At 65.6% G+C, this 23,850-nt stretch carries 21 protein-coding genes and 1 tRNA gene; 10 read left to right on the top strand and 12 right to left on the bottom strand.

Annotated elements, in window-relative coordinates:
- Positions 1 to 376: 376 nt before the first annotated feature.
- On the top strand, positions 377 to 2,110 hold the full coding sequence (locus I3J27_RS22495; RefSeq protein ID WP_270160610.1) for a reverse transcriptase family protein: 1,734 nt from the start codon (positions 377 to 379) through the stop codon (positions 2,108 to 2,110).
- A gap of 188 nt (positions 2,111 to 2,298) precedes the next feature.
- Here the strand turns inward: I3J27_RS22495 and I3J27_RS22500 are convergent.
- Both I3J27_RS22500 and I3J27_RS22505 read right to left on the bottom strand, forming a co-directional pair.
- Positions 2,299 to 2,383, bottom strand: a tRNA-Leu gene (locus I3J27_RS22500).
- Positions 2,384 to 2,544: 161 nt separating this feature from the next.
- Complete coding sequence (locus I3J27_RS22505; RefSeq protein ID WP_008141759.1) at positions 2,545 to 2,787, bottom strand: FliM/FliN family flagellar motor switch protein; 243 nt, start codon at positions 2,785 to 2,787, stop codon at positions 2,545 to 2,547.
- Positions 2,788 to 2,882: 95 nt separating this feature from the next.
- Here I3J27_RS22505 and lipB point away from each other — a divergent pair, with 95 nt between their 5' ends.
- Entirely contained in the window at positions 2,883 to 3,620 is a 738-nt protein-coding gene (lipB, locus tag I3J27_RS22510) for a lipoyl(octanoyl) transferase LipB (protein ID WP_270160611.1), read from the top strand.
- A 200-nt stretch (positions 3,621 to 3,820) separates the two neighbouring features.
- On the top strand, positions 3,821 to 4,534 hold the full coding sequence (locus I3J27_RS22515; protein WP_270160612.1) for a DNA helicase: 714 nt from the start codon (positions 3,821 to 3,823) through the stop codon (positions 4,532 to 4,534).
- 43 nt (positions 4,535 to 4,577) lie between these two features.
- Here the strand turns inward: I3J27_RS22515 and I3J27_RS22520 are convergent, their stop codons facing one another.
- Positions 4,578 to 4,997 carry a tautomerase family protein gene (locus I3J27_RS22520; protein ID WP_270160613.1) on the bottom strand — a complete coding sequence of 140 codons (420 nt, stop codon included), beginning with the start codon at positions 4,995 to 4,997 and terminating at the stop codon, positions 4,578 to 4,580.
- 113 nt (positions 4,998 to 5,110) lie between these two features.
- On the opposite strand from I3J27_RS22520, the gene I3J27_RS22525 reads away from it, so the two are divergent.
- Positions 5,111 to 5,965 (top strand): LysR family transcriptional regulator, encoded by an 855-nt coding sequence (locus tag I3J27_RS22525; protein ID WP_270160614.1) that lies wholly within the window; start codon positions 5,111 to 5,113, stop codon positions 5,963 to 5,965.
- 4 nt (positions 5,966 to 5,969) lie between these two features.
- Here the strand turns inward: I3J27_RS22525 and I3J27_RS22530 are convergent, their stop codons facing one another.
- From I3J27_RS22530 to I3J27_RS22540, 3 genes are read right to left on the bottom strand one after another with little or no spacing between them, the layout of a single operon-like run.
- Entirely contained in the window at positions 5,970 to 7,406 is a 1,437-nt protein-coding gene (locus I3J27_RS22530; RefSeq protein WP_270160615.1) for a TIGR01777 family oxidoreductase, read from the bottom strand.
- Positions 7,403 to 8,068: a DUF4166 domain-containing protein gene (locus tag I3J27_RS22535; protein WP_270160616.1), complete on the bottom strand. Its 666-nt coding sequence runs from the start codon at positions 8,066 to 8,068 to the stop codon at positions 7,403 to 7,405. Before I3J27_RS22535 ends, I3J27_RS22530 begins: the two co-directional genes overlap by 4 nt.
- 16 nt (positions 8,069 to 8,084) lie before the next feature.
- Positions 8,085 to 8,642, bottom strand: coding sequence for a GbsR/MarR family transcriptional regulator (locus I3J27_RS22540; RefSeq protein WP_270160617.1), 558 nt, complete (start codon positions 8,640 to 8,642; stop codon positions 8,085 to 8,087).
- Between the two features lie 155 nt (positions 8,643 to 8,797).
- Here I3J27_RS22540 and I3J27_RS22545 point away from each other — a divergent pair, with 155 nt between their 5' ends.
- Positions 8,798 to 10,318: a PAS domain-containing hybrid sensor histidine kinase/response regulator family protein gene (locus I3J27_RS22545; RefSeq protein WP_270160618.1), complete on the top strand. Its 1,521-nt coding sequence runs from the start codon at positions 8,798 to 8,800 to the stop codon at positions 10,316 to 10,318.
- A gap of 49 nt (positions 10,319 to 10,367) precedes the next feature.
- Here I3J27_RS22545 and I3J27_RS22550 read toward each other — a convergent pair whose 3' ends face one another.
- From I3J27_RS22550 to I3J27_RS22565, 4 genes are all read right to left on the bottom strand, one after another.
- The gene (locus tag I3J27_RS22550; protein WP_270160619.1) at positions 10,368 to 10,667 is read right to left on the bottom strand and encodes an acylphosphatase; all 300 of its coding nucleotides are present in this window, start codon (positions 10,665 to 10,667) and stop codon (positions 10,368 to 10,370) included.
- Positions 10,664 to 11,530: an isocitrate lyase/PEP mutase family protein gene (locus I3J27_RS22555; protein WP_270160620.1), complete on the bottom strand. Its 867-nt coding sequence runs from the start codon at positions 11,528 to 11,530 to the stop codon at positions 10,664 to 10,666. The genes I3J27_RS22550 and I3J27_RS22555 overlap by 4 nt, the downstream gene beginning before the upstream one ends.
- 87 nt (positions 11,531 to 11,617) lie before the next feature.
- A complete protein-coding gene (locus I3J27_RS22560) occupies positions 11,618 to 13,633 on the bottom strand; it encodes an acetyl-CoA carboxylase biotin carboxylase subunit (RefSeq protein ID WP_270160621.1) in 2,016 nt (671 codons plus the stop codon).
- Positions 13,634 to 13,806: 173 nt separating this feature from the next.
- On the bottom strand, positions 13,807 to 14,877 hold the full coding sequence (locus I3J27_RS22565) for a zinc-binding metallopeptidase family protein (protein WP_270160622.1): 1,071 nt from the start codon (positions 14,875 to 14,877) through the stop codon (positions 13,807 to 13,809).
- Positions 14,878 to 15,092: 215 nt separating this feature from the next.
- On the opposite strand from I3J27_RS22565, the gene I3J27_RS22570 reads away from it, so the two are divergent.
- The 3 genes from I3J27_RS22570 to I3J27_RS22580 all read left to right on the top strand — a co-directional run bounded on the left by I3J27_RS22570 (position 15,093) and on the right by I3J27_RS22580 (position 19,352).
- Positions 15,093 to 17,570, top strand: a complete 2,478-nt coding sequence (locus tag I3J27_RS22570; RefSeq protein ID WP_270160623.1) for a PAS domain S-box protein — start codon at positions 15,093 to 15,095, stop codon at positions 17,568 to 17,570.
- A 172-nt stretch (positions 17,571 to 17,742) separates the two neighbouring features.
- The gene (locus I3J27_RS22575; protein WP_270160624.1) at positions 17,743 to 18,993 is read left to right on the top strand and encodes an arsenic transporter; all 1,251 of its coding nucleotides are present in this window, start codon (positions 17,743 to 17,745) and stop codon (positions 18,991 to 18,993) included.
- 128 nt (positions 18,994 to 19,121) lie between these two features.
- Positions 19,122 to 19,352, top strand: a complete 231-nt coding sequence (locus I3J27_RS22580) for a hypothetical protein (protein WP_270160625.1) — start codon at positions 19,122 to 19,124, stop codon at positions 19,350 to 19,352.
- Positions 19,353 to 19,412: 60 nt separating this feature from the next.
- Here the strand turns inward: I3J27_RS22580 and I3J27_RS22585 are convergent, their stop codons facing one another.
- Together I3J27_RS22585 and I3J27_RS22590 are read right to left on the bottom strand one after the other, a co-directional pair.
- The gene (locus I3J27_RS22585; RefSeq protein WP_270160626.1) at positions 19,413 to 20,777 is read right to left on the bottom strand and encodes an MFS transporter; all 1,365 of its coding nucleotides are present in this window, start codon (positions 20,775 to 20,777) and stop codon (positions 19,413 to 19,415) included.
- Between the two features lie 126 nt (positions 20,778 to 20,903).
- Positions 20,904 to 21,671 carry a GntR family transcriptional regulator gene (locus I3J27_RS22590; protein ID WP_270160627.1) on the bottom strand — a complete coding sequence of 256 codons (768 nt, stop codon included), beginning with the start codon at positions 21,669 to 21,671 and terminating at the stop codon, positions 20,904 to 20,906.
- A 178-nt stretch (positions 21,672 to 21,849) separates the two neighbouring features.
- Between I3J27_RS22590 and I3J27_RS22595 the strand changes: the two genes are divergently transcribed.
- Both I3J27_RS22595 and I3J27_RS22600 read left to right on the top strand, forming a co-directional pair.
- A complete protein-coding gene (locus I3J27_RS22595; protein WP_270160628.1) occupies positions 21,850 to 23,049 on the top strand; it encodes a mandelate racemase/muconate lactonizing enzyme family protein in 1,200 nt (399 codons plus the stop codon).
- Between the two features lie 12 nt (positions 23,050 to 23,061).
- Complete coding sequence (locus I3J27_RS22600) at positions 23,062 to 23,829, top strand: SDR family oxidoreductase (protein WP_270160629.1); 768 nt, start codon at positions 23,062 to 23,064, stop codon at positions 23,827 to 23,829.
- Positions 23,830 to 23,850 lie beyond the last annotated feature (21 nt).

A 23,850-nucleotide genomic window follows, 5' to 3' on the forward strand; every position in this document is an offset into this window, starting at 1 on the left:
GGAAGGGCGCAGGCTGGTCAGGACCTTGCAACCCGGGCGGCGTATCGCCGTCCTTGCACCATGACTATGCATGCGTCACTGGCCCGATCTTCACTGGGCCGGGGCAGTCCACCCGTACGCAATCGCAGATTGGGTTCTTTGAACCCAATTGCGTACGGGTGGACGCCCCGGCGTCGAGTGGATCGATCCAGTTCTTAGATGAGACGAAGGCTATCCGGCCTGCGCCCTTTCCGATTTCCCTCCGCGTGGCCGGCGCCACGATCCTGACCGGAGGGTTGGCCGCGTGACCGAGACCGTTTCTCCCGGCACGCTGACGCGCCAGGAACTCTACGATCGTATCCGCCAGTCGTCGAAGGACGAGGTCATCCTCGAAGAGATGATCCGCCTCGGTTTTTGGCCCGACGGCGAAGATGAGCCGGCGCCTGCCGCGGACACGATCCGCGCTCGCGCAGAGGCGATGCGTGAACTTACCGAACTGCAGCGTCAGAACGCCACACTTGGCGACCCCGTGCGCGCGCTCAAGGAAATGCACAAGCGCCGCAAGGCCGAAGCGATGGCGCGGCGGCAGGAGACCAAGCGTCGCAACGCCGAGGCGCGACAAGCGCGGGCGTTTGCCTGGCACGAGCGACGCAAGCACGATGTGCTCTATCTCGGCGAGGACGTCTCGCGCGGTCTTCACACGCGCACGACCACCACGCCCTTGCACGACGGCTTGCCCGCACTGGCCGACGCCAAGGCGCTGGCTGACGCGATGGGCGTACCGCTGGGCGAGCTGCGCTTCCTCGCCTTCAACAGAAAGGTGTCGTCGGTCAATCATTACCAGCGCTTCACGATCCCCAAGAAGAGCGGCGGCGAGCGGTTGATCTCGGCGCCGATGCCGCGCCTCAAGCGCGCGCAGTACTGGGTTCTGGACAACATCCTCGCGCGGGTGCCGCTGCATGATGCCGCGCACGGCTTTGCGCCTGAGCGTTCCATCCTGACCAACGCGCGCAATCATGTCGGCCGCGACGTGGTGATCAATCTCGACCTCAAGGATTTCTTCCCGACCCTGACCTATGCCCGCGTCAAGGGTCTGTTCGAGGCGCTGGGCTATGCTGAAGCGGTCGCGATCCCGCTCGCGCTGTTGTGCACCGAGCCTGTTGTCGATGAAGTGACGCTCGACGGCGAGCGTCACTTCATCGCCGATGGCCCGCGGCTGCTGCCGCAGGGCGCGCCGACCAGCCCGGCGATCACCAACCTGATCTGCCGCAGGCTCGACCGACGCCTCATGGGGCTCGCACGCACGCTCGGTTTCATCTACAGCCGCTACGCCGACGATCTGACCTTCTCCGGCTCGGGCGAAGCGGTGAAAAAGATCGGCACCCTGCTCAAGGCCGTGCACGGCATTGTCGAGGCCGAAGGGTTCAAGGTCCATCCGGACAAGACGCGCGTCATGCGCAGATCGGCGCGCCAGGAGGTCACCGGCCTCACCGTCAACGAGGCCGTGGCCGTGCCGCGTGACCTGCTGCGCCGTTACCGCGCGGTGCTGCAGCAGGTCGAGCGCCACGGGCCAGTGGGCAAGCACTTCGGCCCCGGCAAGGACGTGATCCGGTCGCTGCTCGGCTTCGGCCATTTCGCCATCATGGTCGATCCGGAGAGTGGCACGCCCTTGCTGCAGCGCGCGCAGCGCCTCGCCGAACGGTACGCGCCCGCCCGCTCCGCGCGGCGCGCGACGCGTGCCGCATTCCGCAAGGCCGCGGGCGCCGGCCAGACGCCGCCGGGCCGGCAATGGAATCCCGCGGAGCGGCCACCGCCACCGCCGGACCCGATGTTGGTTGCGCTGGCGCGGCAGGACGAAAAGAAGCGAGCCGCACAGGCGCGCACCGCAGCACCCGGCCCGTCACGCCCGCCCAACGTACCGCCATCGCCGTGGGGCGCGCCGCGCGGTGCCGGCGCGCAGGCGGTTCCCCCGGCGGGACCGGCGACGGCCCCCAAGAAGAGACAGCCTTGGTACGTCACGGCGCTGGTGATCCTGCTGGCGTTGGCGCTCGCGCTCGCGGTCGTGCCTGGCGGCACCATGGTCGCCGCCGCGATTCTGTATCTCTACTTCAGGCGATGGTGGAAGCGTTGAGCGACCGCCCCGTCTCGTGGCGCTCGCCTGCTGCCCTTAAAAACGCGACCGCGCCATGTTGAGGCGAGACACAGCGCGGGCGCCGAGATCGCGCGAACGACGAGCCCATATGCGATGGGCCAGAGTGGAATAGTGTTTTTGAGACGAAGGGGCGGAAAACCCTGAGATTTCAACGCCAAGCGTTGATATGGTGCGCTCGGAGGGACTCGAACCCCCACGGTGTTACCCACTGCCACCTCAAGGCAGCGCGTCTACCAGTTCCGCCACGAGCGCTAGGAGATACCGGCCTGAGGTCGTTCGGCTGGCCGGATCAGCGGCCGCCGATCTAACAAATCCATCAGGGGGATACAAGCCTGCAAAGGCCCCGAATTCCACAGCTTGGCAGGAAAGTTCGCAACCCCTGCCCGGATCGGCCCTACCGCGTGCCCAGGCCGCTATCGCGTGCCCTGCGTGCGCGGCAGCATCTGCTTGACCTCGACCGCGATGCGGTTGCGGTCGACCAGCACGACGCCGGAGGCGACCGGCAGATTGTTGGCGAGAACCTTGACCTCGTCGGCCTCGGTTGCGTCCAGCTCGATGATGGCGCCGCGGGAAAGACGTAATACTTGATGGATCGGCATCGTGGTCGTCCCGAGGACGACCATGAGATCCACGGTGACTTTATCGAGAGTGGGCACTGTCAGGACCGCCGCAACTTGAAGCTCAGGACTTGGGACTGAACCAGAGGACTTGGTATTTGCTCCCGAGATGATCACCACGTTATGGTTAGCCAATGGTTAATTCGCCTCAAAACCCGCGCCAAGAGCTCGATTTGACGTCGTTTTCCGCCGCAGGCGGCGCGCCCGTCGAATGGCGAATCTCGGACGCGCCCGTGCCCTATCCGGAGGCGGTTGCCGCCATGGAGGCGCGCGTCGCAGCGATCGCCGCGGGCGAGGCGCCGGAGCTGGTCTGGCTGCTCGAGCACCCCCCGCTCTACACCTCGGGCACCTCGGGCAAGGAAAGCGACCTGCTCGATCCCCGATTCCCGACTTTTGCCACCGGCCGTGGCGGACAGCTCACCTATCACGGGCCCGGCCAGCGGGTGGCCTATGTCATGCTCGACCTCAAGCGGCGCCGGCCGGACGTGCGGGCCTATGTCGCCAGCCTGGAGGAACTGATTCTGCGCACGCTCGCCGCCTTCAACGTCCGCGGCGAGCGGCGCGAGGACCGCGTCGGCGTCTGGGTCAGACGGCCCGACAAGGGGCCCGAGCACGAGGACAAGATCGCGGCGATCGGCGTGCGGTTGAAGCGCTGGGTGTCGTTCCACGGCATCGCCATCAATGTCGAGCCGGAGCTGTCGCATTTTGCCGGCATCGTGCCCTGCGGCGTCGCTGATCCCCGCTACGGCGTCACCTCGCTGGTCGATCTCGGCCAGCTCGTGACGATGGCCGATGTCGATGTCGCACTCCGGCAGGCGTTCGAAGAATTGTTCGGGCCGACTCGTGCGTTGGTGCCGGAAGCAGCCGCCTAGAATTTTTCTGTTCGAGCCCGACCGCGCCCGTTCTCCGCTCGTCGGGGAATCGGCTATGCTTGAGCCCGGTGCCGCCCACGCCTCCCCCCTCCGCCGGGAAAGTACAGATCATACCGGGCGACTACACCATCGGACCGACTGTTCGAGCGCCAGGCATAAGGAGGGATTGCGCTTTCTGCTCGCAATGGGAGGTTCTCTCTATGAAGTTGTCTGCACCGATCTATCATCTGAAGCGAAAAGCAAAACGCCTGTCGCGCGAGGACGGCATTCCGCTGCACGACGCACTTGACCGCATCGCCGCGACGGAAGGGTTTTCCGCCTGGAGCCTGCTCGCGGCGAAAGCCGCTGCAATGACGCCGGCGGGCAAGCTGTTCCCGCACTTCCAGCCCGGCGATCTCGTGCTGGTCGGGGCGCGCCCCGGTCAAGGCAAGACACTGATGAGCCTCGAACTGGCCGTGGAGGCGATGCGCGCGGGCCATCACGCCGCATTCTTCTCGCTCGAATATACCGAGAAGGACGTCGTCGACCGCTTTCGGGCGATCGGCGCGGACCCCGCGCAATTCCGCGAATTGTTCGAGGTCGATTGCTCCGATGCCATCAGCGCCGATTACGTCGTCAAGCAGATGGCCGTGGCGCCCCGCGGCACGGTCGTGGTGATCGACTTTCTGCAACTGCTCGACCAGCGGCGGGAAAATCCTGACCTGACCGTTCAGGTGCGCGCGCTGAAATCCTTCGCGCGAGACAAGGGACTGATCGTCGTCTTCATCTCGCAGATCGACCGGTCCTATGATCCCTCGACCAAGCCCTGCCCTGACCTCAGCGATGTCCGCCTGCCGAACCCGCTGGACCTGAATCTGTTCGACAAGACGTGCTTCCTGAACAAGGACGAAGTTCAGTTCCGCGCGGCGAGCTGACGATCGGGCCGCGGGTGGGATCGCTCACCCGCGGCCTGCTGTCTCACGCCGCCAGCGACACTTCGAGCTTGCCGGCGATGTAGCGCCGCTCCTGGGTCAGGCCGCCGAAGCCATAGGCATCGGCCTTGACCTCGTCGACATGCAGATAGGTCTCTGGATGCAGCGGCCCCAGGATATCGGCCATGCGCTTGAACATCGCGGCGAGATAGGCCGCCTTCTCGTCCTTGGTGTTGGTGCCCTCGCTGACATGGATGTCGATCCAGTAGCTGGCGAGCTTCTGCTCGGCGAGGGATTGGCCGCCGGCGAACCAGTCGGCGGCGTCGACCGACTTCACGATGATGGCGGTGACCTCAGGGTCCTTGTGCAGGATTTTTGCGGTGAGCTCGGACACGGCGCCCGCGATGTCGGCCTTCAACGAGGGCGACTGGCGGGACGAGGTGTAGGACACGGTGATCAGGGGCATGGTCGTTCTCCTCAAGGTGCCGCGCAGGTCTTGCGCGGCGTTGATGAGAAACTAGACCTCCTCTCGTCATTTTGGTACCTTATCTCGATTGATACTAGTGATAAGATTTCATAATGACAGCCACGCTCGACATCGCCACCGTCCAGGCCTTCCTGCTGGTCGCCGACCTCCAGAGTTTTACGCGCGCTGCCGAAGCGCTCGGCACGACGCAGGCGGCGGTCAGCCTGAAGCTGCAGCGGCTGGAGACGCTGCTTGGAAAGCGCCTGGTCGAGCGCTCGCCGCGCGCGGTCCGGCTCACGGCCGATGGCGCAAGTTTTCTCGACCGTGCCCGCGCGCTGATCGCGGCACATGACCGCGCGCTGTCGGGCGAAGCGCCGGCCGCACAATCACTCTCGCTCGGCATCTCCGATCACGCGACGGGTCCCGAACTGGTGCCGCTGCTCGAACGCCTGCACGCGATGTCTGCAAATCTCACCCTCGCCGTCACCATCGGCTTCTCGCGCGAGATGCAGGATGCCTATGACGCAGGCCAGCTCGATGCCGTGATCGTCCGCCAGGAAGGCAGCCGCCGCGGCGGCGAAAAACTCACCGAGGACGAGTTCGGCTGGTTCGCGTCAAGACGCTTCGCCTTGCCAAAGGGCGAGCCGCTGCCGCTCGCAACGCTCGCCCCGCCCTGCGGCGTCCGCGCCATCGCCGTGCGCGCACTCGACAAGGCCGGCATCGCCTGGCGCGAGCGCTTCGTCGGAGGCGGCGTCACGGCGGTGGTCGCCGCCGCGCTGGCCGGGCTCGCCATCGCGCCGCTGGCGCGGCGGATCGCGCCTCCCGGGTTGATGGACATCGGACCTGCGCACAAGCTGCCGAAACTCGGCAGTTCGAAGGTGATGCTGCATTCGAAGGTCAGCGATCCCGCCAAGCTGGCAGCACTGCGCGCGGTGGCGGCTACGTTTCGAAGTGTAGCTGCCACTTGATGCCTCACAAGATCGCCTCGAACGCGCTGCGCAGCGTCTCGTGCCGGAACACAAAACCGCGGCTCAGCGCCTTGTTCGGCAGCACGCGCTGGCCGCCCAGCAAGAGCTCATCGGCGAAACCGCCGCCGATCCGGCGCAGCAGGCCGCCGGGAATGCGGAACAATGCAGGCCGGCGCAGGCGGCGGCCGAGCTCCTCGGTGAACTTTGCATTGGTGACCGGGATCGGCGCGGTGGCGTTGACGGGGCCGGTGAGATCGGGCGTCGCCATCACATAGGCGATCAGCCGGATCAGATCGTCGCGCTCGATCCAGGACATCCACTGCCGCCCGGTGCCGAGCGGACCGCCGAGCCCGAACTCGAACGGCGTCAGCAGGCGCGTGATGAAGCCTCCTTCCGTGCCGAGCACGAGACCGATACGCAAATTGACCACGCGGACGCCAAGCTCCTCTGCGGGCCGCGCCGCCTGCTCCCAGGCTGCACACAGTTCGTGGCTAAAGCAGGCATGCGACTTCGCGGATTCCGTCAGCACCTGGTCGGCCCACAGGCCGTACCAGCCGATGGCGGAGCCGCTGACGAGTACCTCGGGCTTGTGCTCGAGCCGCGCGATCAGTTTTACGACCTCGCCGGTCATGTCGATGCGCGAGCTGATGATCTTCGCACGCTTCGCCTCGGTCCACAGACCGTTGCCGATCGGCTCGCCGGCGAGATTGACGATAGCGTCGATTGGCGTGTCGGCGGCGAGCTGATCCAGACTCGTGATCAACGTCACCGGCGGCGGCAGCATCTCCGTCTTGGCGGGGTTGCGGATCAGCGCAATGACGTGATGCCCTGCGCCGCTGAGGCTTGCCGCAAGGCGGCTGCCGATGAAGCCGGTGGCACCCGTGATCAGCACGGTCTTGCGGCCGGGCAGCTTTTCGACGAGCCCGTGCGCCGGCACACTTCGCATGCGACCGAGCCGGCGCATCGCGGCAAAATCCCTGACACCGCAGAGCGCCGCGCCGACCGCGCACGCGGTCGCGGCGATGCTGAGCAGACCCTGGTACACGACCGTCACGCCGAAGGGCTGCATCGCCCAATCGATCAGCACCGGCAGCAGCAGCACCAGGATGGCGCCGTAATTGATCGCCAGCAGCGTGTGGTTGATGCGCTCACTCGGCGGCAGCTTCCGGCTCAAATCCTCCTCGACGAAATCCATCAGCGTGATGACGATCTCGGCGACCAGCACCGCGACGATCAGGAGCGCCAGCACGCCGTAGACCTCCAGCCAGCCGAGCAGCAGGAACAGCAGCGCATAGAGCATGTTGCGGATGCCGTGCAGCTTCAGCTCGAAGCGCTGCGACGGGCGCCAGGCCAGACGCTCGGTGAATTCGTGGTGATAGAAAGTGTCGAACACACCCATCACGATCTGGATAGCGATGAGCGTCCACAGCAGCGGCGTCATGACACGGCCTCCCTGAACAAGGCGGACTGGTGAATCAGCGCGCCGTAACGCGGGTGAGTGACGTCGAGGGTGAAGCGGAAGGCGCCCTCGCCGAGATCGCTATGCGTCACCGTGAGGTCGCCCGGCGTCAGCCATTGCGGCAGCGGGATCCACAGGCGCCCGAGCTGCAGGCCATAACCGGCGCTGCGAAAGGTTAGCGTCTCGCCCTCGACCGCGATGCGGAGCGCCATCGAGACGCCGAAGCCGACATACTCTTCGAGTCCGGTCGGGCCGGCGAAGCGCTTTGCGGAATGGATCACCTGCGGAAAGCCGCGCTTGCGTGCGCAGATGCGAGTCCAGGTCTGGCCGCCGCCCCCAGCGTCTTCGGTCACCGTGACGATCATGGGCACACCCGTGTCGCGTCCCGTCGGCAGCGGGCCGCCGATCAGGCGCGCGGCTTGCGCGAACCACCAGCCGATGTCGCTGAATGAGACCTCATCGACGATTCCGACATAGACGACGCTGTCGCCGTCCGCGACGCGCTTGGAGAAGCGCCGCCAAGTCGCCAGCGGCAGCCGGCCCCAATCCTCGTCCGACAGCAGCGTGCGGAAGCGGCGGTCGTCGAGAAGCTTGATGTGAGCGGAGGTTGGTGCGTTGGAGCCTGATAATCTCGCCGACGTCATCGCACCCTCCTCAAGTTTATTTGGCCTTGCCCAGCGGCAGCAGGTTGGCGATCTTCTCGCCAAGCCGCATCAAGGCGACCAGCCGCGGCCGCGGCACCTTGAGCATCTGCATGAACCAGTGGTCGGCGAGCTCGGTGAAGGCGAGCATCTCCTTCAGCCGCTTGCTCGCGACCGGATTGATGGTGGGATCGTCGGCGGCGTCGGACACGCAGGCCCGCAGCGCCGTGATCGCGGGATCGAGCTCCCGCTCCTTGCGCCGCGCCGCGATGCGGGCTGCGACCTCCCAGATGTCGGTCTCGGCCTCATAGTGATCACGGCGGTCGCCGAGGATCGGCACCCGCCGGATCAGGTTCCAGGCGAGCAGCTCCTTGAGCGAGTTGGAGACATTCGAGCGCGCCATGCCGAGCGTGTCGGCGATGTCCTCGGCCGTCATCGGCGCCTCGGCCAGATAGAGCAGCCCGTGGATCTGGCTGACCGAGCGATTGACGCCCCACTGATCCCCCATATCGCCCCAATGCAGGATGAAGCGCTCGACGGCGGCCGGGAGTTTCTTCTTTCCGGTTATTTCTGTCATGACAGAAATATCTGACGGATACGATTGCCTGTCAAGAGCAGCCGGTCGCGCTTGCGTCCTGCATACCGTCCGGCGTAATTGCCTAAAAACGTCCCAACGAATGGGGAACCAAACGCCCCCTGCAGCGTTTGTCCCCGTCGAGGTGGGGTCCAGGAATGCCGAAAAAGTCCAGTCAACAGAGAGACTTGTTCGAAAGCGAGCGCAGTTTTCGGCTGTTGGTGGAAGGAGTCGCGGACTACGCGCTCTACATGCTCGATCCGACCGGAATCATCACCAGCTGGAATATCGGCGGCGAACGGATCAAGGGATACGCGCCCCAGGAGATCCTCGGCCAGCATTTTTCCCGCTTCTATACCGAGCCCGACCGCGCCAACGGCAAGCCCGCGCGCGCCCTAGGCATCGCCCGGGACCAGGGCCGCTACGAGGAAGAAGGCTGGCGCGTTCGCAAGGACGGCACCTTCTTCTGGGCGAGCGTCATCATCGATCCGATCTACGAGGACGGCACCCTCGTCGGCTTCGCCAAGATCACCCGCGACATCACCGAGCGGCGCAACGCGCAGCTCAAGCTCGAAGCAATGCAGACGCAGCTCGCGGAGTCGCAGAAGTTCGATGCGCTCGGCCAGCTCACCGGCGGCGTCGCCCACGACTTCAACAACCTCCTGATGATCATCAGCGGCAGCCTTCACACCTTGAAGAGGGGCGAGGTCGACGAGGCCAGGCTTCAGCGCGCGATAACCGCGATCGAGACCGCAACCAAGCGCGGCGCGGCGCTGACCAGCCAGCTCCTGACCTTCGCGCGGCGGCAGAGTGTCAACCCCCAGGCGATCCGCTTCGACGACCGCATCGAGGCGATCCGCGAAGTGCTTCACGCCGGCGTCGGCAGCGCCGTGCGCCTCGCCTTCGACATCGACCGCGAGGTCTGGCCGATCAAGGCTGACATCTCCGAGCTGGAGACGGCGCTGCTCAATCTCGTCATCAACGCCCGCGATGCCATGCCCGACGGCGGCACGGTCACGATCGGCGCACACAACGTCGTGCTGGACGACCCGCTCCACCGCGGCGAGTTCGTCGCCGTCACCGTCGCCGATACCGGGCTTGGCATCCCCTCCGACGTCGTCGACAAGATCTTCGAGCCGTTCTTCACGACGAAGCCTGTCGGAAAAGGCACCGGCCTCGGCCTGTCGCAGGTGCACGGCTTCGCGCATCAGGCGGGCGGCACGGTCAAGGTCGCAAGCGAGCTCGGCAAGGGCACGACCTTCACCATCCTGCTGCCGCGCGAAACCGCGACCGTGCCGGCGGGCGCGCCCGAAGCGGCGCCGGTTCTCGGCAACGGCACGGTGCTGCTGGTCGAGGACAATCCGGACGTCGCCCTCGTCAGCATCGGCTTGCTGGAGCAGCTCGGCTACCAGGTGTGCCGGGTTGCCGATGCCGAAGCCGCCCTGCGCGAGATCGAGAAGAACGGCGTCGACTTCGTGTTCTCCGACATCGTCATGCCCGGCAAGATGGACGGGCTGGGCCTCGCCCACCGCCTCCGCCAGATCCGCCCCGGCCTGCCGATCCTGCTCGCCACCGGCTACAGCGAGGTCGCCGCCGGCGTGCGCGGCGATTTCCCGATCCTGCGCAAGCCCTACGAGATCCATGAATTGAGCGAGGCCATCTCGAAGCTGCCGAGGTGATAGCTGTTCTTCGCCTCTCCTCGCGTGCGGGAGAGAGAGTCGCACGTCCCTACACCGTCGGCAGCACCGAAAACGCTTCCCCGGCCCTGCGCAGATTCAGCTCATCCGCACTGGCGGTCTCGCTGGTGACGCTATCCACGCGCGAGGACGGCGGGCCGTGGCGGCACAGCGCCACCAGGTCGGCGACATGCGTGGGCGGCCCCGCGAACAGCGCTTCCACGCTGCCGTCGCGGCGGTTGCGGACCCAGCCTTCGAGACCGCACGCGGCCGCCTGGGATTCGACCCAGGCGCGATAGCCGACGCCCTGCACGCGGCCGCGGATCATGACCTGGAGGATCGCCCGGCTCATGTCTTGAGCCCGAGAAGATCGGCGCTGCGCGCCCTGACGTCGGCCTCGCGCATGACGCGGCTGGTCAACTCCGACGACGGCAATCCCTTGAGCGCTTTCGGCGCGGTGCCCTCACGCAACGCCTTCTGGGTCTCATAGACGGCCTGCGTCGCCGCGGCGATCGGCGCGTGGCCCTGAAGCGCGATGCGCACGCGCTGCCTGGCGAGATAATCGATCGCGTTCAATTCGTCCGGCGCGCCGCCGAGCACGATCGGCAGATGCGTGGCAGCGACAATCGCCTGAAGCTCCGCCCGCGACTTGATGCCGGTGAAGAACAGCGCATCGACGCCGGTCGCCTCATAGGCCCGTGCACGCCGGATCGCATCCTCGATCGAGGTGATCGAGGCAGCTCCCGTGCGGCCCATGATGACGAGCGAGGGATCGCCGCGGCCGTCGAGCGCCGCCTTCATCTTGCCGACGCCCTCCTCCAGCGAGATGAGCTGCGCCTTCGCTTCGCCGAAGGCCGCCGGCAGCAGCGTGTCCTCGATGGTGAGGCCGGCAGCGCCCGCCGTCTCCAGCTCCTGCACCGTGCGGCGCACATTGAGCGCATTGCCGTAGCCGTGATCGGCATCGACGAGCACCGGGAGCGCCGCCGCGCGCGACATCCGCCGCATCTGCTCGGCAAGCTCGGTGAGCGTGATCAGCGTGACATCGGGGTCGCCGAGCACGGCGAGCAAGGCGACCGAGCCGCCGAACATGCCGAGCGGAAAACCGAGGTCCTCGGCGATGCGGATCGAGATCGCGTCGTAGACCGAGCCAGGATGGACGCAAGTCTCGCCCGACAGGATGAAGCGCAGTTTCTCGCGGCGGGAACGAAAGGCCATGGTGCCTCACTCTCAATTCCGCACCCTGAGGAGCGCGCTCTTGCGCGCGGCTCCTCAGGGGGAGGTTTAGTGTTGCGCTCTGCGCGCCTACGCAAACTCCAGAATCAGCGCATCCACCGCCAGCGTCGCGCCGGCGCTGGCGTGGACCTTCTTCACCGTGCCGTCCTGCTCGGCGCGGAGCACGTTCTGCATCTTCATGGCTTCGACCACCGCGAGCGTCTCGCCGGCCTTGACCTCCTGCCCTTCGGTCACCGCGATCGAGACGATGAGGCCGGGCATCGGACAGAGCAGCTTCTTGCCGGTGTCGGAGGCCGTCGTCACCGGCATCAGCCGGGCCGAGGCCGCCTCCGCTTCGGTCCAGACATAGACCGGCACCTCGACGCCCTGATGCGCCAGACGGATGCCGTTGGCGATCGGGCGCGCCTGCACAGCGACGAAATGGCCGTCGATGGTGCCCTGCCAGACCGGATCGCCCGGCTTCCACGGCGACTGCAACAGATGCGCGTTGCCGGCCTTGCCGTCGGCATCGACGAAGCGGATCGCGATGGCCTCGCCCTCACGCGCAACCTCGAGCAAAATCTCCTGGCGCTCGAGCCAGACCGCACGGCGGCGCTCGCGCTGCACGATGCGGCCGCCCATCTGGCCCGAGATCTGGCGCTTGCGCTCACCGAGCACGTGATCGATGGCGGCGCCGACCGCGGCGATGCGCCGCGCGACCTCGCCTTCCGGCACGCGCACTGTAAAGCCCTTGGGGAATTCCTCGGCGATGAAGCCGGTCGAGAGCCGGCCCTCGCGCCAGCGCGGATGATGCATCAGCGCCGACAGGAACGGGATGTTGTGCCTGATACCGTCGACATAGAACGAGTCGAGCGCGGTGGCCTGCGCCTCGATCGCGGCCGCGCGCGACGGCGCGTGCGTGACGAGCTTCGCAATCATCGGATCGTAATGGATCGAGATCTCGCCGCCCTCCTGCACGCCGGTGTCGTTGCGCACGGTGATGCCGTCCTGGCTCACTTCCGCCGGCGGACGGTATTTCACGAGGCGCCCGATCGAGGGCAGGAAGTTGCGGAACGGGTCTTCGGCGTAGAGGCGCGACTCCACGGCCCACCCCGTGAGCGTGACGTCCTTCTGGCTGATCGCGAGCTTCTCGCCGGCGGCGACGCGCAGCATCTGCTCGACGAGATCGACGCCGGTGACGAGCTCGGTGACGGGATGCTCGACCTGGAGGCGCGTGTTCATCTCCAGGAAATAGAAGCTCTTGTCCTGGCCTGCGACGAACTCGACGGTGCCGGCGGAATCGTAGTTCACGGCTTTCGCCAGCGCGACGGCCTGCTCGCCCATCTTGCGGCGGGTGGCTTCGTCGAGCAGCGGCGACGGCGCCTCCTCGATGACCTTCTGGTTGCGGCGCTGGATCGAGCATTCGCGCTCGCCGAGATAGATCACGTTGCCGTGCTTGTCGCCCAGCACCTGGATCTCGATGTGGCGGGGATCAACGATGAACTTTTCGACGAAGACGCGGTCGTCGCCGAACGAGGCCTTCGCCTCGGCCTTGGCGAGATTGAAGCCTTCGGCGACCTCGGCCGTCGAATGCGCGATGCGCATGCCCTTGCCGCCGCCACCGGCGGAGGCCTTGATCATCACGGGATAGCCGATCTCGTCGGCGATCTTGACCGCGTGCTTGTCGTCCTCGATGACGCCGAGATAGCCCGGCACGGTCGAGACCTTGGCCTTCGCGGCGGCCTTCTTGGATTCGATCTTGTCGCCCATCGCGGCGATCGCGCCCGGGTTCGGGCCGATGAAGACGATGCCGGCCGCCTCCAGCGCGCGCGGAAACGCTTCGCGTTCGGAGAGGAAACCGTAGCCGGGATGCACGGCCTCGGCGCCGGTCTTGCGGCAGGCCTCGACGATCTTCTCGATCACCAGATAGCTCTCGGCCGCGGCGGGCGGGCCGATCAGCACGGCCTCGTCGGCCATCTCGACATGGAGGGCATCGCGGTCGGCCTCGGAATAGACCGCAACCGTCTGAATTCCCATCTTGCGGGCAGTCTTGATGACCCGGCAGGCGATTTCGCCGCGATTGGCGATCAGAATGCGTTTGAACATGCTTTTCTTGAGTCTCGACCTTGGGCGGGACCCTTCCCCGGCCGTTGGGGCCTATGGGACGGGCCGTGTGGCTCCCGTGGTACATCAAAATGGGCCGGAGGCAACGGTCTAAATCCCTCCCCTCTGGCGTACCAGCACAAGACCGAAATCGCCCCCGAGCCCCCTGTGCCGCCCTACGGCTTCCTCGCCTTGGCGACGTCCCGCACGAGGCCATGAACAAAGCCCAGCTTTGCGACCACTGCGGGCGACAGGATGAACGGATAGAGGTCGCGCAGCCCCATGGCACGGTTGACACTGTTCATGGCGAAGGTGAAGGGCAGCCATGCGTCGACGAGCCTGTGGACGTCCTGTGCCTCGTAGGGATTGAACCGGATCCGGGTCGACAACTCTCCATCACGGTCGACCTTGGGTCGCACCTCCATGCCGAACTCGGCGGCCATCTCCAGGGTGTCGACGATGTGGAGATAATGCGCCCAGGTCTCGGCGAAGTCCTCCCAGGGATGCATGGTCGCGTAGGCCGAGACGTAGTTCTGCTGCCAGTCCGCCGGTGCGCCTTCGGCATAATGGCGCTGCAGGGCTTGGCCGTAATCCACCGTATCGTCGCCGAACACCGCGCGGCATTCGTCGAGCTTGCCGCCGCCCTGCACCAGCACATCCCAGAAGTAGTGGCCGACCTCGTGGCGAAAATGTCCGAGCAGCGTGCGGTAGGGCTCGCCCATCTCGAGCCTGCGCCGCTCGCGTTCGATGTCGTCCGTCTCGGTCAGCGCGATCGTGATCAGGCCGTTGTCGTGGCCGGTCAGGATCTTCTGCCCGCTGTTCGGATCGTCGGCGAGGAAATTGAAGATCAGCCCGTGCTCGGGATTGTCCTGTCGGGTCTGGAGCGGCAGCTTCCAGCGGATCAGGGAATAGAACAGCCGGTGTTTCGCCACCTCCAGTTCGCGCCAGCCGGCGAGCTGAACCGGATCGGAGAGGTCAGGCACGATGCCGTTGTGGCGGCAGGCACGGCAATAGCCGGTGCTGTCGCCCGCATCCGTCAGCCAGTTGCAGGCATCGTACTCGGCATTGCGGCACAGCATCCGCCCCCTGCCCTTGTCGGCGAGCGTCGCCCAGCCCTCACCGTCGGGCTCGATCGCCGACATCGTCTCCTTCTCCGGCAGGAAGGCGACGCGGTGGCCGCAGCGTTCGCAGGCGCGGTTCTCGAAATAGAGGACGTTGCCGCAGGCCTGGCAGACAAAGAGCTTCAAGATTTAACCTCTTCGGAAAGGGAGCGTTACGAACGCAAATCTGGTGCCTCGCGAAGACGCGGGCGCCGTCTCATCGTTCCAATGCCAGGAACAAATTGCCAGACCCTGCGTTTCGATCATACCCGCCGCAGCCCGTCCGCCAGCGCCTTATTCCTGCATATTCCCTTCTAAGCGATGGCCATCACGCTCCGTCTGTGTGAAGATCGGTCCGGCATGTGCGCACCCGCATGACAACGGCCGACGCCTTGAACGATCCCTTGCCCGAGACCATCGCCGCCGAAAGGCTGCGCCAGCATCTGGAGGAGATCGCGCGCGAGCGCGACAACGCCTATCGCTCGCTGCAGGAGCGCGAGGCGGAACTGGCGCGTATCCAGCGTATCGCCAGGATCGGCGGCCTCGAGATCGATCTCCGCAAGGGCTTCAAGAACCGCCGCTCGCCCGAATATCTGCTGGTGCACGGCCTGCCTCCCGAAGCAACCGCCGAAACCTACGAGGACTGGGCCGCCAGGATCCACCCGGAGGATCGCGAGCGGACGGTGAAGCACCTCTTCGATACACTGAAGAGCGAAAGCTGCGACTATTCCGACGAATACCGCATCATACGGTGGAACGACCGCGAAACCCGCTGGATCCGCGTGGTCGGCCAGATCGAGCGCGGGCCGGATGGCCGTGCGCTCCGGCTCGTGGGCGCCGACTTCGACATCACCGACCAGATGCTGGCGCGCGAGACCTTGCGCGAGAGCGAGGAGCGCTTTCGGCTGATCGCCGACAGCGCGCCGGTGCCGATCTGGGTGACGAAGCTCGACCGCACGCGCTCCTTCGCCAACCAGGCTTATGTCGACTTCGTCGGCCTGCCCTACGACCAGGCCATCGCCTTCGACTGGCGCAAGGTGCTGCATCCGGACGACCTGCCGCATGTGCTCCAGCAATCGGTCCAGGGCGAAGCCTCGCTGAAACCGTTCGTGCTGGAGGCGCGCTACAAGGACGCAAGCGGCAAATGGCGCTGGCTGCGCTCGGAATCGCAGCCGCGCTGGGATCCGACCGGCAAGCATATCGGCTTCATCGGCGTCGCTCACGACATCACCGCCGCCAAGCAGGCCGAGATCGAGCTGCGGCGGCTCAACGAGACGCTGGAAGAGCGCATCGTCGAGCGCACCGCCGAGCTCGAATCCAACGAGGCGCGGCTGCGCGCGATCCTGGAGACCAGCAATCAGTATCAGGGTCTCGTCAATCTCGACGGCGAATTGCTCTATGCCAACAACACCGCGCTCGACGGCATCAAGGCGCGCTCCGCGGACGTGATCGGCAAGCCGCTGTGGGAGACGCCGTGGTTCACCGGCACGAAAGGCATGAGCGCCACCGTGCGCGAGGCCTTCAATACCGTGCTCCGGGGCGAACCTGTGCGGATGGAGATGCGGCTGCGCCTGCCGATCGGCGAGCGCGATTTCGACTTCGGAATGCGTCCCGTGCTCGACCGCCAGGGCAACATCACCGGCGCCGTGCCCGAGGCCGTCGACATCACCGAGCGCCGCCGCGGCGAGGAAGCCCTGCGGCAGTCGCAGAAGATGGAAGCGATCGGCCAGCTCACCGGCGGCGTGGCGCACGACTTCAACAATCTCCTCACGATCATCCGTTCGGCCACCGACTTCCTGCGCCGGCGCGAGCTGCCGGAGGAGCGCCGCCGCCGCTATGTCGACGCCATCTCCGACACCGTCGAGCGCGCTTCCAAGCTGACTGCGCAGCTTCTGGCCTTTGCGCGCCGGCAGCCGTTGAAACCGCAGATCTTCAACGTCGGCAGCCAGGTCGAGGGCGTGGCGCAACTGGTCCGGCCGCTGGTCGGCGGGCGCATCGAGATCGCCGTCGAGATCGACGATGCCGATTGCTTTACCGTGGCCGACATCGCGCAGTTCGAGACCGCGCTGATCAACCTCGCCATCAATGCCCGCGACGCCATGGACGGCGAAGGCCGTCTCACCATCGCCGTGCGCAAGGTCGCTGGGATTCCGAGCCTGCGCGCGCAGTCGGCGCGGGGCGGCGACTATGTCGCGATCTCCGTCGCGGACACCGGCAGCGGCATCGCGCAAGAGAACATCGACGCCATCTTCGAGCCGTTCTTCACCACCAAGGAAGTCGGCAAGGGCACCGGCCTCGGGCTCAGCCAGGCCTTCGGCTTTGCAAAGCAGTCCGAAGGCGACATCGCGGTGGCGAGCGCGCAAGGCGAAGGCGCGACCTTCACCATCTACCTGCCGCAGGCGCAGAGCCCTGCCGCGGAAAAGGAAGCCGCCGCGCTGACCAGCGAGGCCGCGACCACCGGACGCGGCTACCGCGTGCTCGTGGTCGAGGACAACGACGATGTCGGCCAGTTCTCGACCGAGCTGCTGGAAGATCTCGGCTATGTCGTCCGCCGCGTCGCCAACGCGACCGCGGCGCTGGCCATCCTCGGCGAGAACGAATTCTCCGTCGACCTCGTCTTCTCCGACGTCATCATGCCCGGCATGAACGGCGTCGAGCTCGCGGGCGTCATCCGCGAGCGCTATCCGGGCCTGCCCGTCGTGCTCACCTCCGGCTACAGCAACGTGCTTGCGGAAAACGCCCATCGCGGCTTCGAGCTGATCCAGAAGCCGTATTCGGTGGAATCGCTGTCGCGCATCCTGCGCAAGGCGATCACGGAGAGACTGTCGGTGGCGCGGTGAATGCCGATCGACAAGTCGCAATCACGGCCCGGAGCATCGGCGCGTGATCTGCTTCCTCGCCTTGCTCGAGACGCGGCATAGCGCGGATGGCGAGCCGCGCCCGCGGGGGAAGACAGCGGCGTCCGCATCGGCTATCGCTGCCGAATGAACCGTTGCCCTTCGAGGACTGAACGTGCCGTCTGACGCCATCTGGGCCTGGAGCATCGTCGTCGCCGCGACCGCAGGCGTCATCATCCGCCCCTTATCCCTGCCCGAGGCGGTCTGGGCCGTGATCGGCGCCGCGGCACTCGTGCTGCTCGGTTTCCTGCCGTGGCAGGATGCACTTGTCGGCATCGAGAAAGGCCTCGACGTCTATCTCTTCCTGATCGGCATGATGCTGATCGCCGAGCTCGCCCGGCTCGAGGGCCTGTTCGACTATCTGGCCGCGTTCGCGGTCGAACATGCACGGGGCTCGCCGCAGCGGCTGTTCCTGCTGATCTACATCGTCGGCACGCTCGTCACCGTGCTGCTCTCCAACGACGCCACCGCGATCGTGCTGACGCCCGCCGTCTATGCCGCCACCCGCGCGGCCGGCGCCAAGCCGCTGCCTTATCTCTTCGTCTGCGCCTTCATAGCGAACGCCGCGAGCTTCGTGCTGCCGATCTCCAACCCGGCCAATCTCGTCGTGTTCGGCAAGCACATGCCGCATCTCGGGACATGGCTGCGCCAGTTCGCCTTGCCGTCGCTCGCCTCGATCGTTCTCACCTATGTCGCACTGCGCCTTGCCCTGCATCGCGAGCTGAAGAACGAGACCATCGAGACAAGCGTCCCTCACCCGAAGCTCGGTCGTGGCGGCCGACTGACCGCGTACGGCATCGGTGCGATCGGCATCGTGCTGATCTGGGCCTCTGCGCTCGATCTGCAATTGGGCTTGCCGACCTTCGTCTGCGGGACCGCGACGGCCGCGGCGGTGCTGTTGATCAATCGTCAATCGCCGCTGCCTGTGCTGCGCGGCATCTCCTGGAGCGTGCTGCCGCTGGTCGGCGGGCTGTTCGTGATGGTGGAGACGCTGGTCAAGACCGGCGTGATCGGGCAGCTCAGCGCGCTGCTGCACGAGGCCGTGGCGCAATCCGTGACGAAGGCCGCCTGGAGCGTCGGCATCGCCACCGCGATCGCCGACAACATCGCCAACAATCTGCCGGTCGGCCTCGTCGCCGGCTCGGTCGCCGCCAGCGATCACCTGCCCGCACCCGTGGTCAGCGCGATCCTGATCGGCGTCGATCTCGGGCCCAACCTGTCGGTCACGGGCTCGCTCGCCACCATCCTGTGGCTGGTCGCGCTGCGGCGGGAGAAGATCGAGGTCGGCGCCTGGCCGTTCCTCAAGCTCGGCCTGCTGGTGACGCCGCCGGCCTTGATTGCGGCGTTGGCGGCGGCAATCTGGTAGCGGTGGCAAGACCGCCTTCGAAATCAAGTGCAGTTATTTGCGGTGCATCAATGCCACCGGTGACGCCGCGGCTAGAATTCCATTGTCGCGCGGCTCAGACGCTTATGGCGCGGCAAGGAAGGTTCATCATGCAGATCCAATCGAAAGCATTGCCGCAGAGCTTCTCCCTGCGTCGCGCGATCCAGGGCTTCACCGCACCAGGCGAAGGCGAGGCATCGCACCCGCTGCTGCTCGTCTCGGCTGTCGTGCTGCTGACCCTGTTCGCGATCGTGGAGATCGACCTGCACAGCGCCCAGCTTCAGGCGATCGGCCTGCTCGGCCATGGCGTCGGGATCGATCCCGTCTTCCTGAGCCCGTAGTCGCTCGTGCCGCACAACGCCCGATCGCGGCCATGACGGCCGCGACCGGGTCGCGCATCGTCAGTCGTTCTCGTAGCCGTAGACCTCCGGCAGGATGAAGATTGCGGCGAGCAATCCGATCAGCGGGAAGACCGCGACCATCAGCGTGGCATTGGCCTGGCCGATCGCCGCGAACACCGTCGGGAACAGGAAGATCGCCAGGAACGACGGCAGCTTCACGAACATGTAGGCGAAGCCGCTGGCCGTGCCGCGATATTTGGGCTTGGCGACCATGGTCGGGATCGTCATGCAGTTCGACGCGTCCCAATAATGGCCCCACAGCATGGCGGCGGCTGCGAACGGCAGCAGGATCTTGTTGTCGGTGTAGAGCGCGAACGCGGCGACCAGCAGCGCGGCCAGCACGATCGAGAACCCTGCAATCGAGATGCCGCGGTGGCCGATCTTCGGCGTCAGGAGCGGGCCGACCCAGCCCGACACGGCGGCGAAGGAGAACAGCGCCATCGTCACCAGATTGATGCCGAGCACGCTCGACACGCCGACCATGACAAAGAGCACCGGCAGATAGAACGCGAAGGTCGAGAATTCGCTGGCTTGCACGAAGCAGGCGATCCAGCCGTAGAGCGTCGCACGCCAGCGGATCGGATCCTTCCTGAGATCGGCGAGGAATGCGCGGGTCGAGACCTTCGGCACTTCGACGTCCTGGTCCGGCAGCATGTCGAGATTGTCGTTGAACATCTCGCGCGCGACCTGCTTGGCCTCGCGGTAGCGGCCCTTCTGCACCAACCAGACCGCCGTCTCCGGCACGTCGTGACGCATGATGAGGATGATCAGCGCCGGCAACGCACCGAGGCCGAGCGTCACCCGCCACAGCGTCTCGTGGTGAATGTCGAGCAAGAGGAAGATCACGATCACGCCGATCGTGAGCACCTCGCCGACCGCGAACATGAACTGCCAGCGGTTGCCCATGACCTCGCGCTCACCCTTGGCCATGGATTCCATGATGTAGGTGTAGCCGGTGGAGATGTCGGAGCCGAGCGGAATGCCGAGCAGAAAGCGGATCACGATGAGCCAGGTGATATTGGGCACGAAGGCCTGCGCCAGCGCCAGCACGATGAACAGCACCATCGTGGCCAGGAACATGACGCGGCGGCCGATCTTGTCCGAGAGCCAGCCGCCGAGCAGCGCGCCAATGAGCGCGCCGCCCTGGGTGCCTGCTGCGGCAAGGCCCAGCATCAGCGGATCAGGATTGAATTGCTCCTTGATGAAGATCAGCACGAAAGCGATGGAATAGAGGTCCCAGGCCTCGACCAGGATCGAGGCCATCATCAGCCAGCCGACCTTGTTGCCTTTTGGACTGTAGTTCGTGATGAGGTAGCGGACCGCGGCTTCGCTCGCGGTCGGTTGTGGCATCGCCATCGTCGACATGTCTGGTCCTCTCTTCAAAAACTCTTTAGAGCGCGATGAGATCAGGATGGATCGTCATCGCGCTTTAGCTTTTTGTTTGAGCATGATCTCTCGGGAAAACCGCCGTACACTTTTCCGGATCACGCTTCACGCGCCGAGCAGCGGCTCGATGCTGCAATCGAGCAGGCGCGGGTCGATCCCCGCCTCCATGCCCGTGAACATCTCGCCCATGTAGTCGATCAGGGCATCACTCGCCTTCACGGCGTCCTCGACGTGGCGGCCGGCCACCGCAGCGAGGATCGCGAGATGATGATCGATCGTGCCCGACAGATCGGCCTGCCCTGGCATGAAGCGGTGGTGGATGTAGCCGATACGGCGATACAGCGTGTGCAGCGGCCGCAACGTGTGCACCAGGAACGGCTCGCCGGCGGCCTCCAGCACCAGTGCATCGATGCGGCGATCGATGCTGTTGAACTCGTCGAGGGTCAGGCTGGCGCGGCGCTCGCGCAGGAGGCGCTCGATGTGCAGCGCCTGATTGCGGTGCGAGAGGCTGGCGCGATCGGCCGCGAGGCGGATCACGAAGCGCTCCATGTCGCGCCGCAAGGCCAGCAGCATGCGTTCGCGCGCCAGATCGATCGGCGCGATGTGCAGGCCGTGGCGCGGACGGATGATGATCAGCGTGTCGGCGGAGAGACGATTGACGGCGTGATGCACGGGCGTGCGCCCGAACCCTGTGATGTGCTGCAATTCCAGCATCGTCATGAATTGTCCGGGCTTCAGCTCGCAATGAACGAGAAGCTCTTCGATCTTCTGGTAGGCCAGCTCGAAGAAATTGAGACGGTTGCGCCGGGAGGGCCTGCCCTCGCCGTCGTCCTCGTTTCTCACCACCTCGAGCGCGCGCTTGCGCCGTGCCATGTCGTCCTCCTGTCAGCCCGCGCTCTCGTTGAAAGGTGGCGCCTTATCTGTGACACCCTTAAAACATGTTGTGATATATTACAAGCAGGCGTAAGACTTGCGCACGCCCGCACCATGCTGCGGTGCGGAATAACAACGAGACGGCGCTAGCTGCGCCTGTGATGGGAGGAGTATTGCCGTGAAGATCACGTCGATCGAAACGCTGCGCACCGAGGAATTCTCCAACGTCATCTGGGTGCGCGTCCACACCGACACGGGCGTGATCGGTCTCGGTGAAACCTTCTATGGCGCGGGCGCGGTCGAAGCGCAGATCCACGACACCTTTGCCGGCCGCCTGCTCGGCCGCAATCCGCTCCACATCGAAGCCATTCATCGCGACATGCTGAACCTGCCGATGGCGCAGTCCTCCACCGGCGTCGAATATCGCGCGGCCTCCGCGATCGACATCGCACTGTGGGACCTGTTCGGAAAGGTCTGCAATCAGCCGGTGCACCAGATGCTGGGCGGCCTCTGCCGCGACAAGCAGCGCATCTACAACACCTGCGCCGGCACCCAATATGTCCGCTCGACCAATATCAGCCCGGTCGCGAACTGGAATCTCGGGGCGTCCAGGGGCCCCTATGAAGACCTTGATGGCTTCATGAATCACGCCGATGCACTGGCCGAGAGCCTGCTGGAAAGCGGCATCTCCGCGATGAAGATCTGGCCGTTCGATCCGGCGGCGCAGGAGAACAAGGGCCTTTACATCACCGCCGCCCAGATGAAGCAGGCGATCGAGCCGTTCGAGAAGATCCGCAAGGCGGTCGGCGACAAGATGGAGATCATGGTCGAGCTCCATTCGCTGTGGAATCTGCCGACCGCCAAGCAGATCGCGCGCGCGCTCGAGCCTTACAAGCCGACCTGGTACGAAGATCCGATTCGGATGAACTCGCCGCAGGCGCTGGCCGAATATGCGCGCTCGACCGACGTCTGGGTCTGCGCCAGCGAGACGCTGGGCTCGCGCTTCCCCTACAAGGACATGCTCGACCGCGACGCCATGCATGTGGTGATGGCGGATCTGTGCTGGACCGGCGGCCTCACCGAGGGCCGCAAGATCGCGGCGATGGCCGAGACTTATCACCGGCCTTTTGCTCCTCATGATTGCATCGGCCCGATCGGCTTCATCGCCGCCATCCACATGTCGTTCAGCCAGCCCAACACGCTGATCCAGGAATCGGTGCGCGCCTTCTACAAGGGCTGGTACAACGAGCTCGTCACCACGATGCCCACGATCAAGGATGGTTACGTCTATCCGATGGAAGGACCCGGCCTCGGCGTCGACCTTCTCCCCGCCGTATTTGAGCGCTCCGATCTGACCGTGCGCCGCTCCAACGTTTGAGGATTTCTTGAGATGAGCACCGCCCTCTTCAACCTTTCCGGCCGCACCGCGCTCGTGACCGGCTCCTCCCGCGGCCTCGGCCGCGCCATTGCCGAGGGCATGGCTAGGGCCGGCGCCAAGCTGATCATCAACGGCGTCGATCCCAAGCGAGTCGAGCAGGCCGTCGCCGAGTTTCGCGCCGCAGGCCACCAGGCCGAGGGTGCCGCCTTCAACGTCACCGACGAGCCCGCAATCGTCGCGGCGTTCAACGACTTCGACAAAAAGGGCATTGCGGTCGACATCGTCGTCAACAATGCCGGCATCCAGCATCGCAAGCCGCTGGTGGAATTCACCACCGACGAGTGGCGCAAGGTGATCGAGACCAACCTCACCAGCGCCTTCGTGATCGGCCGCGAGGCGGCCAAGCGCATGATACCGCGCAAGCACGGCAAGATCATCAATATCGGCTCGCTCGGCAGCGAGCTCGCGCGCCCCACCATTGCGCCCTACACCGCAGCCAAGGGCGGCATCAAGAACCTGACCCGCTCGATGGCGGTGGAATGGGCCCAGCACGGCATCCAGGCCAACGCGATCGGCCCCGGCTACATGCTGACCGACATGAACGAGGCGCTGGTCAACAACACCGACTTCAACAATTGGCTGATGGGCCGCATCCCCTCGAAGCGCTGGGGCAAGCCGGACGAGCTGGTGGGCGCCGCGATCTTCCTCGCGTCCGACGCCTCCACCTATGTCAACGGCCAGATCATCTATGTCGATGGCGGCATGATCGCCGCGATGTAATCGCGAAACAGGGAACGAGAC

The sequence above is a fragment of the Bradyrhizobium xenonodulans genome, from assembly GCF_027594865.1.
GTDB lineage: Bacteria > Pseudomonadota > Alphaproteobacteria > Rhizobiales > Xanthobacteraceae > Bradyrhizobium > Bradyrhizobium xenonodulans.

What these genes read in the sequence shown, in the direction of transcription:
- I3J27_RS22495 (WP_270160610.1), top strand. Translation starts at nt 377, where the DNA reads ATGATCCGCCTCGGTTTTTGGCCCGACGGCGAAGATGAGCCGGCGCCT.
- lipB (WP_270160611.1), top strand. Translation starts at nt 2,883, where the DNA reads ATGGTTAATTCGCCTCAAAACCCGCGCCAAGAGCTCGATTTGACGTCG.
- I3J27_RS22515 (WP_270160612.1), top strand. Translation starts at nt 3,821, where the DNA reads ATGAAGTTGTCTGCACCGATCTATCATCTGAAGCGAAAAGCAAAACGC.
- I3J27_RS22520 (WP_270160613.1), bottom strand. Translation starts at nt 4,997, where the DNA reads ATGCCCCTGATCACCGTGTCCTACACCTCGTCCCGCCAGTCGCCCTCG.
- I3J27_RS22525 (WP_270160614.1), top strand. Translation starts at nt 5,111, where the DNA reads ATGACAGCCACGCTCGACATCGCCACCGTCCAGGCCTTCCTGCTGGTC.
- I3J27_RS22530 (WP_270160615.1), bottom strand. Translation starts at nt 7,406, where the DNA reads ATGACGCCGCTGCTGTGGACGCTCATCGCTATCCAGATCGTGATGGGT.
- I3J27_RS22535 (WP_270160616.1), bottom strand. Translation starts at nt 8,068, where the DNA reads ATGACGTCGGCGAGATTATCAGGCTCCAACGCACCAACCTCCGCTCAC.
- I3J27_RS22540 (WP_270160617.1), bottom strand. Translation starts at nt 8,642, where the DNA reads ATGACAGAAATAACCGGAAAGAAGAAACTCCCGGCCGCCGTCGAGCGC.
- I3J27_RS22545 (WP_270160618.1), top strand. Translation starts at nt 8,798, where the DNA reads ATGCCGAAAAAGTCCAGTCAACAGAGAGACTTGTTCGAAAGCGAGCGC.
- I3J27_RS22550 (WP_270160619.1), bottom strand. Translation starts at nt 10,667, where the DNA reads ATGAGCCGGGCGATCCTCCAGGTCATGATCCGCGGCCGCGTGCAGGGC.
- I3J27_RS22555 (WP_270160620.1), bottom strand. Translation starts at nt 11,530, where the DNA reads ATGGCCTTTCGTTCCCGCCGCGAGAAACTGCGCTTCATCCTGTCGGGC.
- I3J27_RS22560 (WP_270160621.1), bottom strand. Translation starts at nt 13,633, where the DNA reads ATGTTCAAACGCATTCTGATCGCCAATCGCGGCGAAATCGCCTGCCGG.
- I3J27_RS22580 (WP_270160625.1), top strand. Translation starts at nt 19,122, where the DNA reads ATGCAGATCCAATCGAAAGCATTGCCGCAGAGCTTCTCCCTGCGTCGC.
- I3J27_RS22585 (WP_270160626.1), bottom strand. Translation starts at nt 20,777, where the DNA reads ATGTCGACGATGGCGATGCCACAACCGACCGCGAGCGAAGCCGCGGTC.
- I3J27_RS22590 (WP_270160627.1), bottom strand. Translation starts at nt 21,671, where the DNA reads ATGGCACGGCGCAAGCGCGCGCTCGAGGTGGTGAGAAACGAGGACGAC.
- I3J27_RS22600 (WP_270160629.1), top strand. Translation starts at nt 23,062, where the DNA reads ATGAGCACCGCCCTCTTCAACCTTTCCGGCCGCACCGCGCTCGTGACC.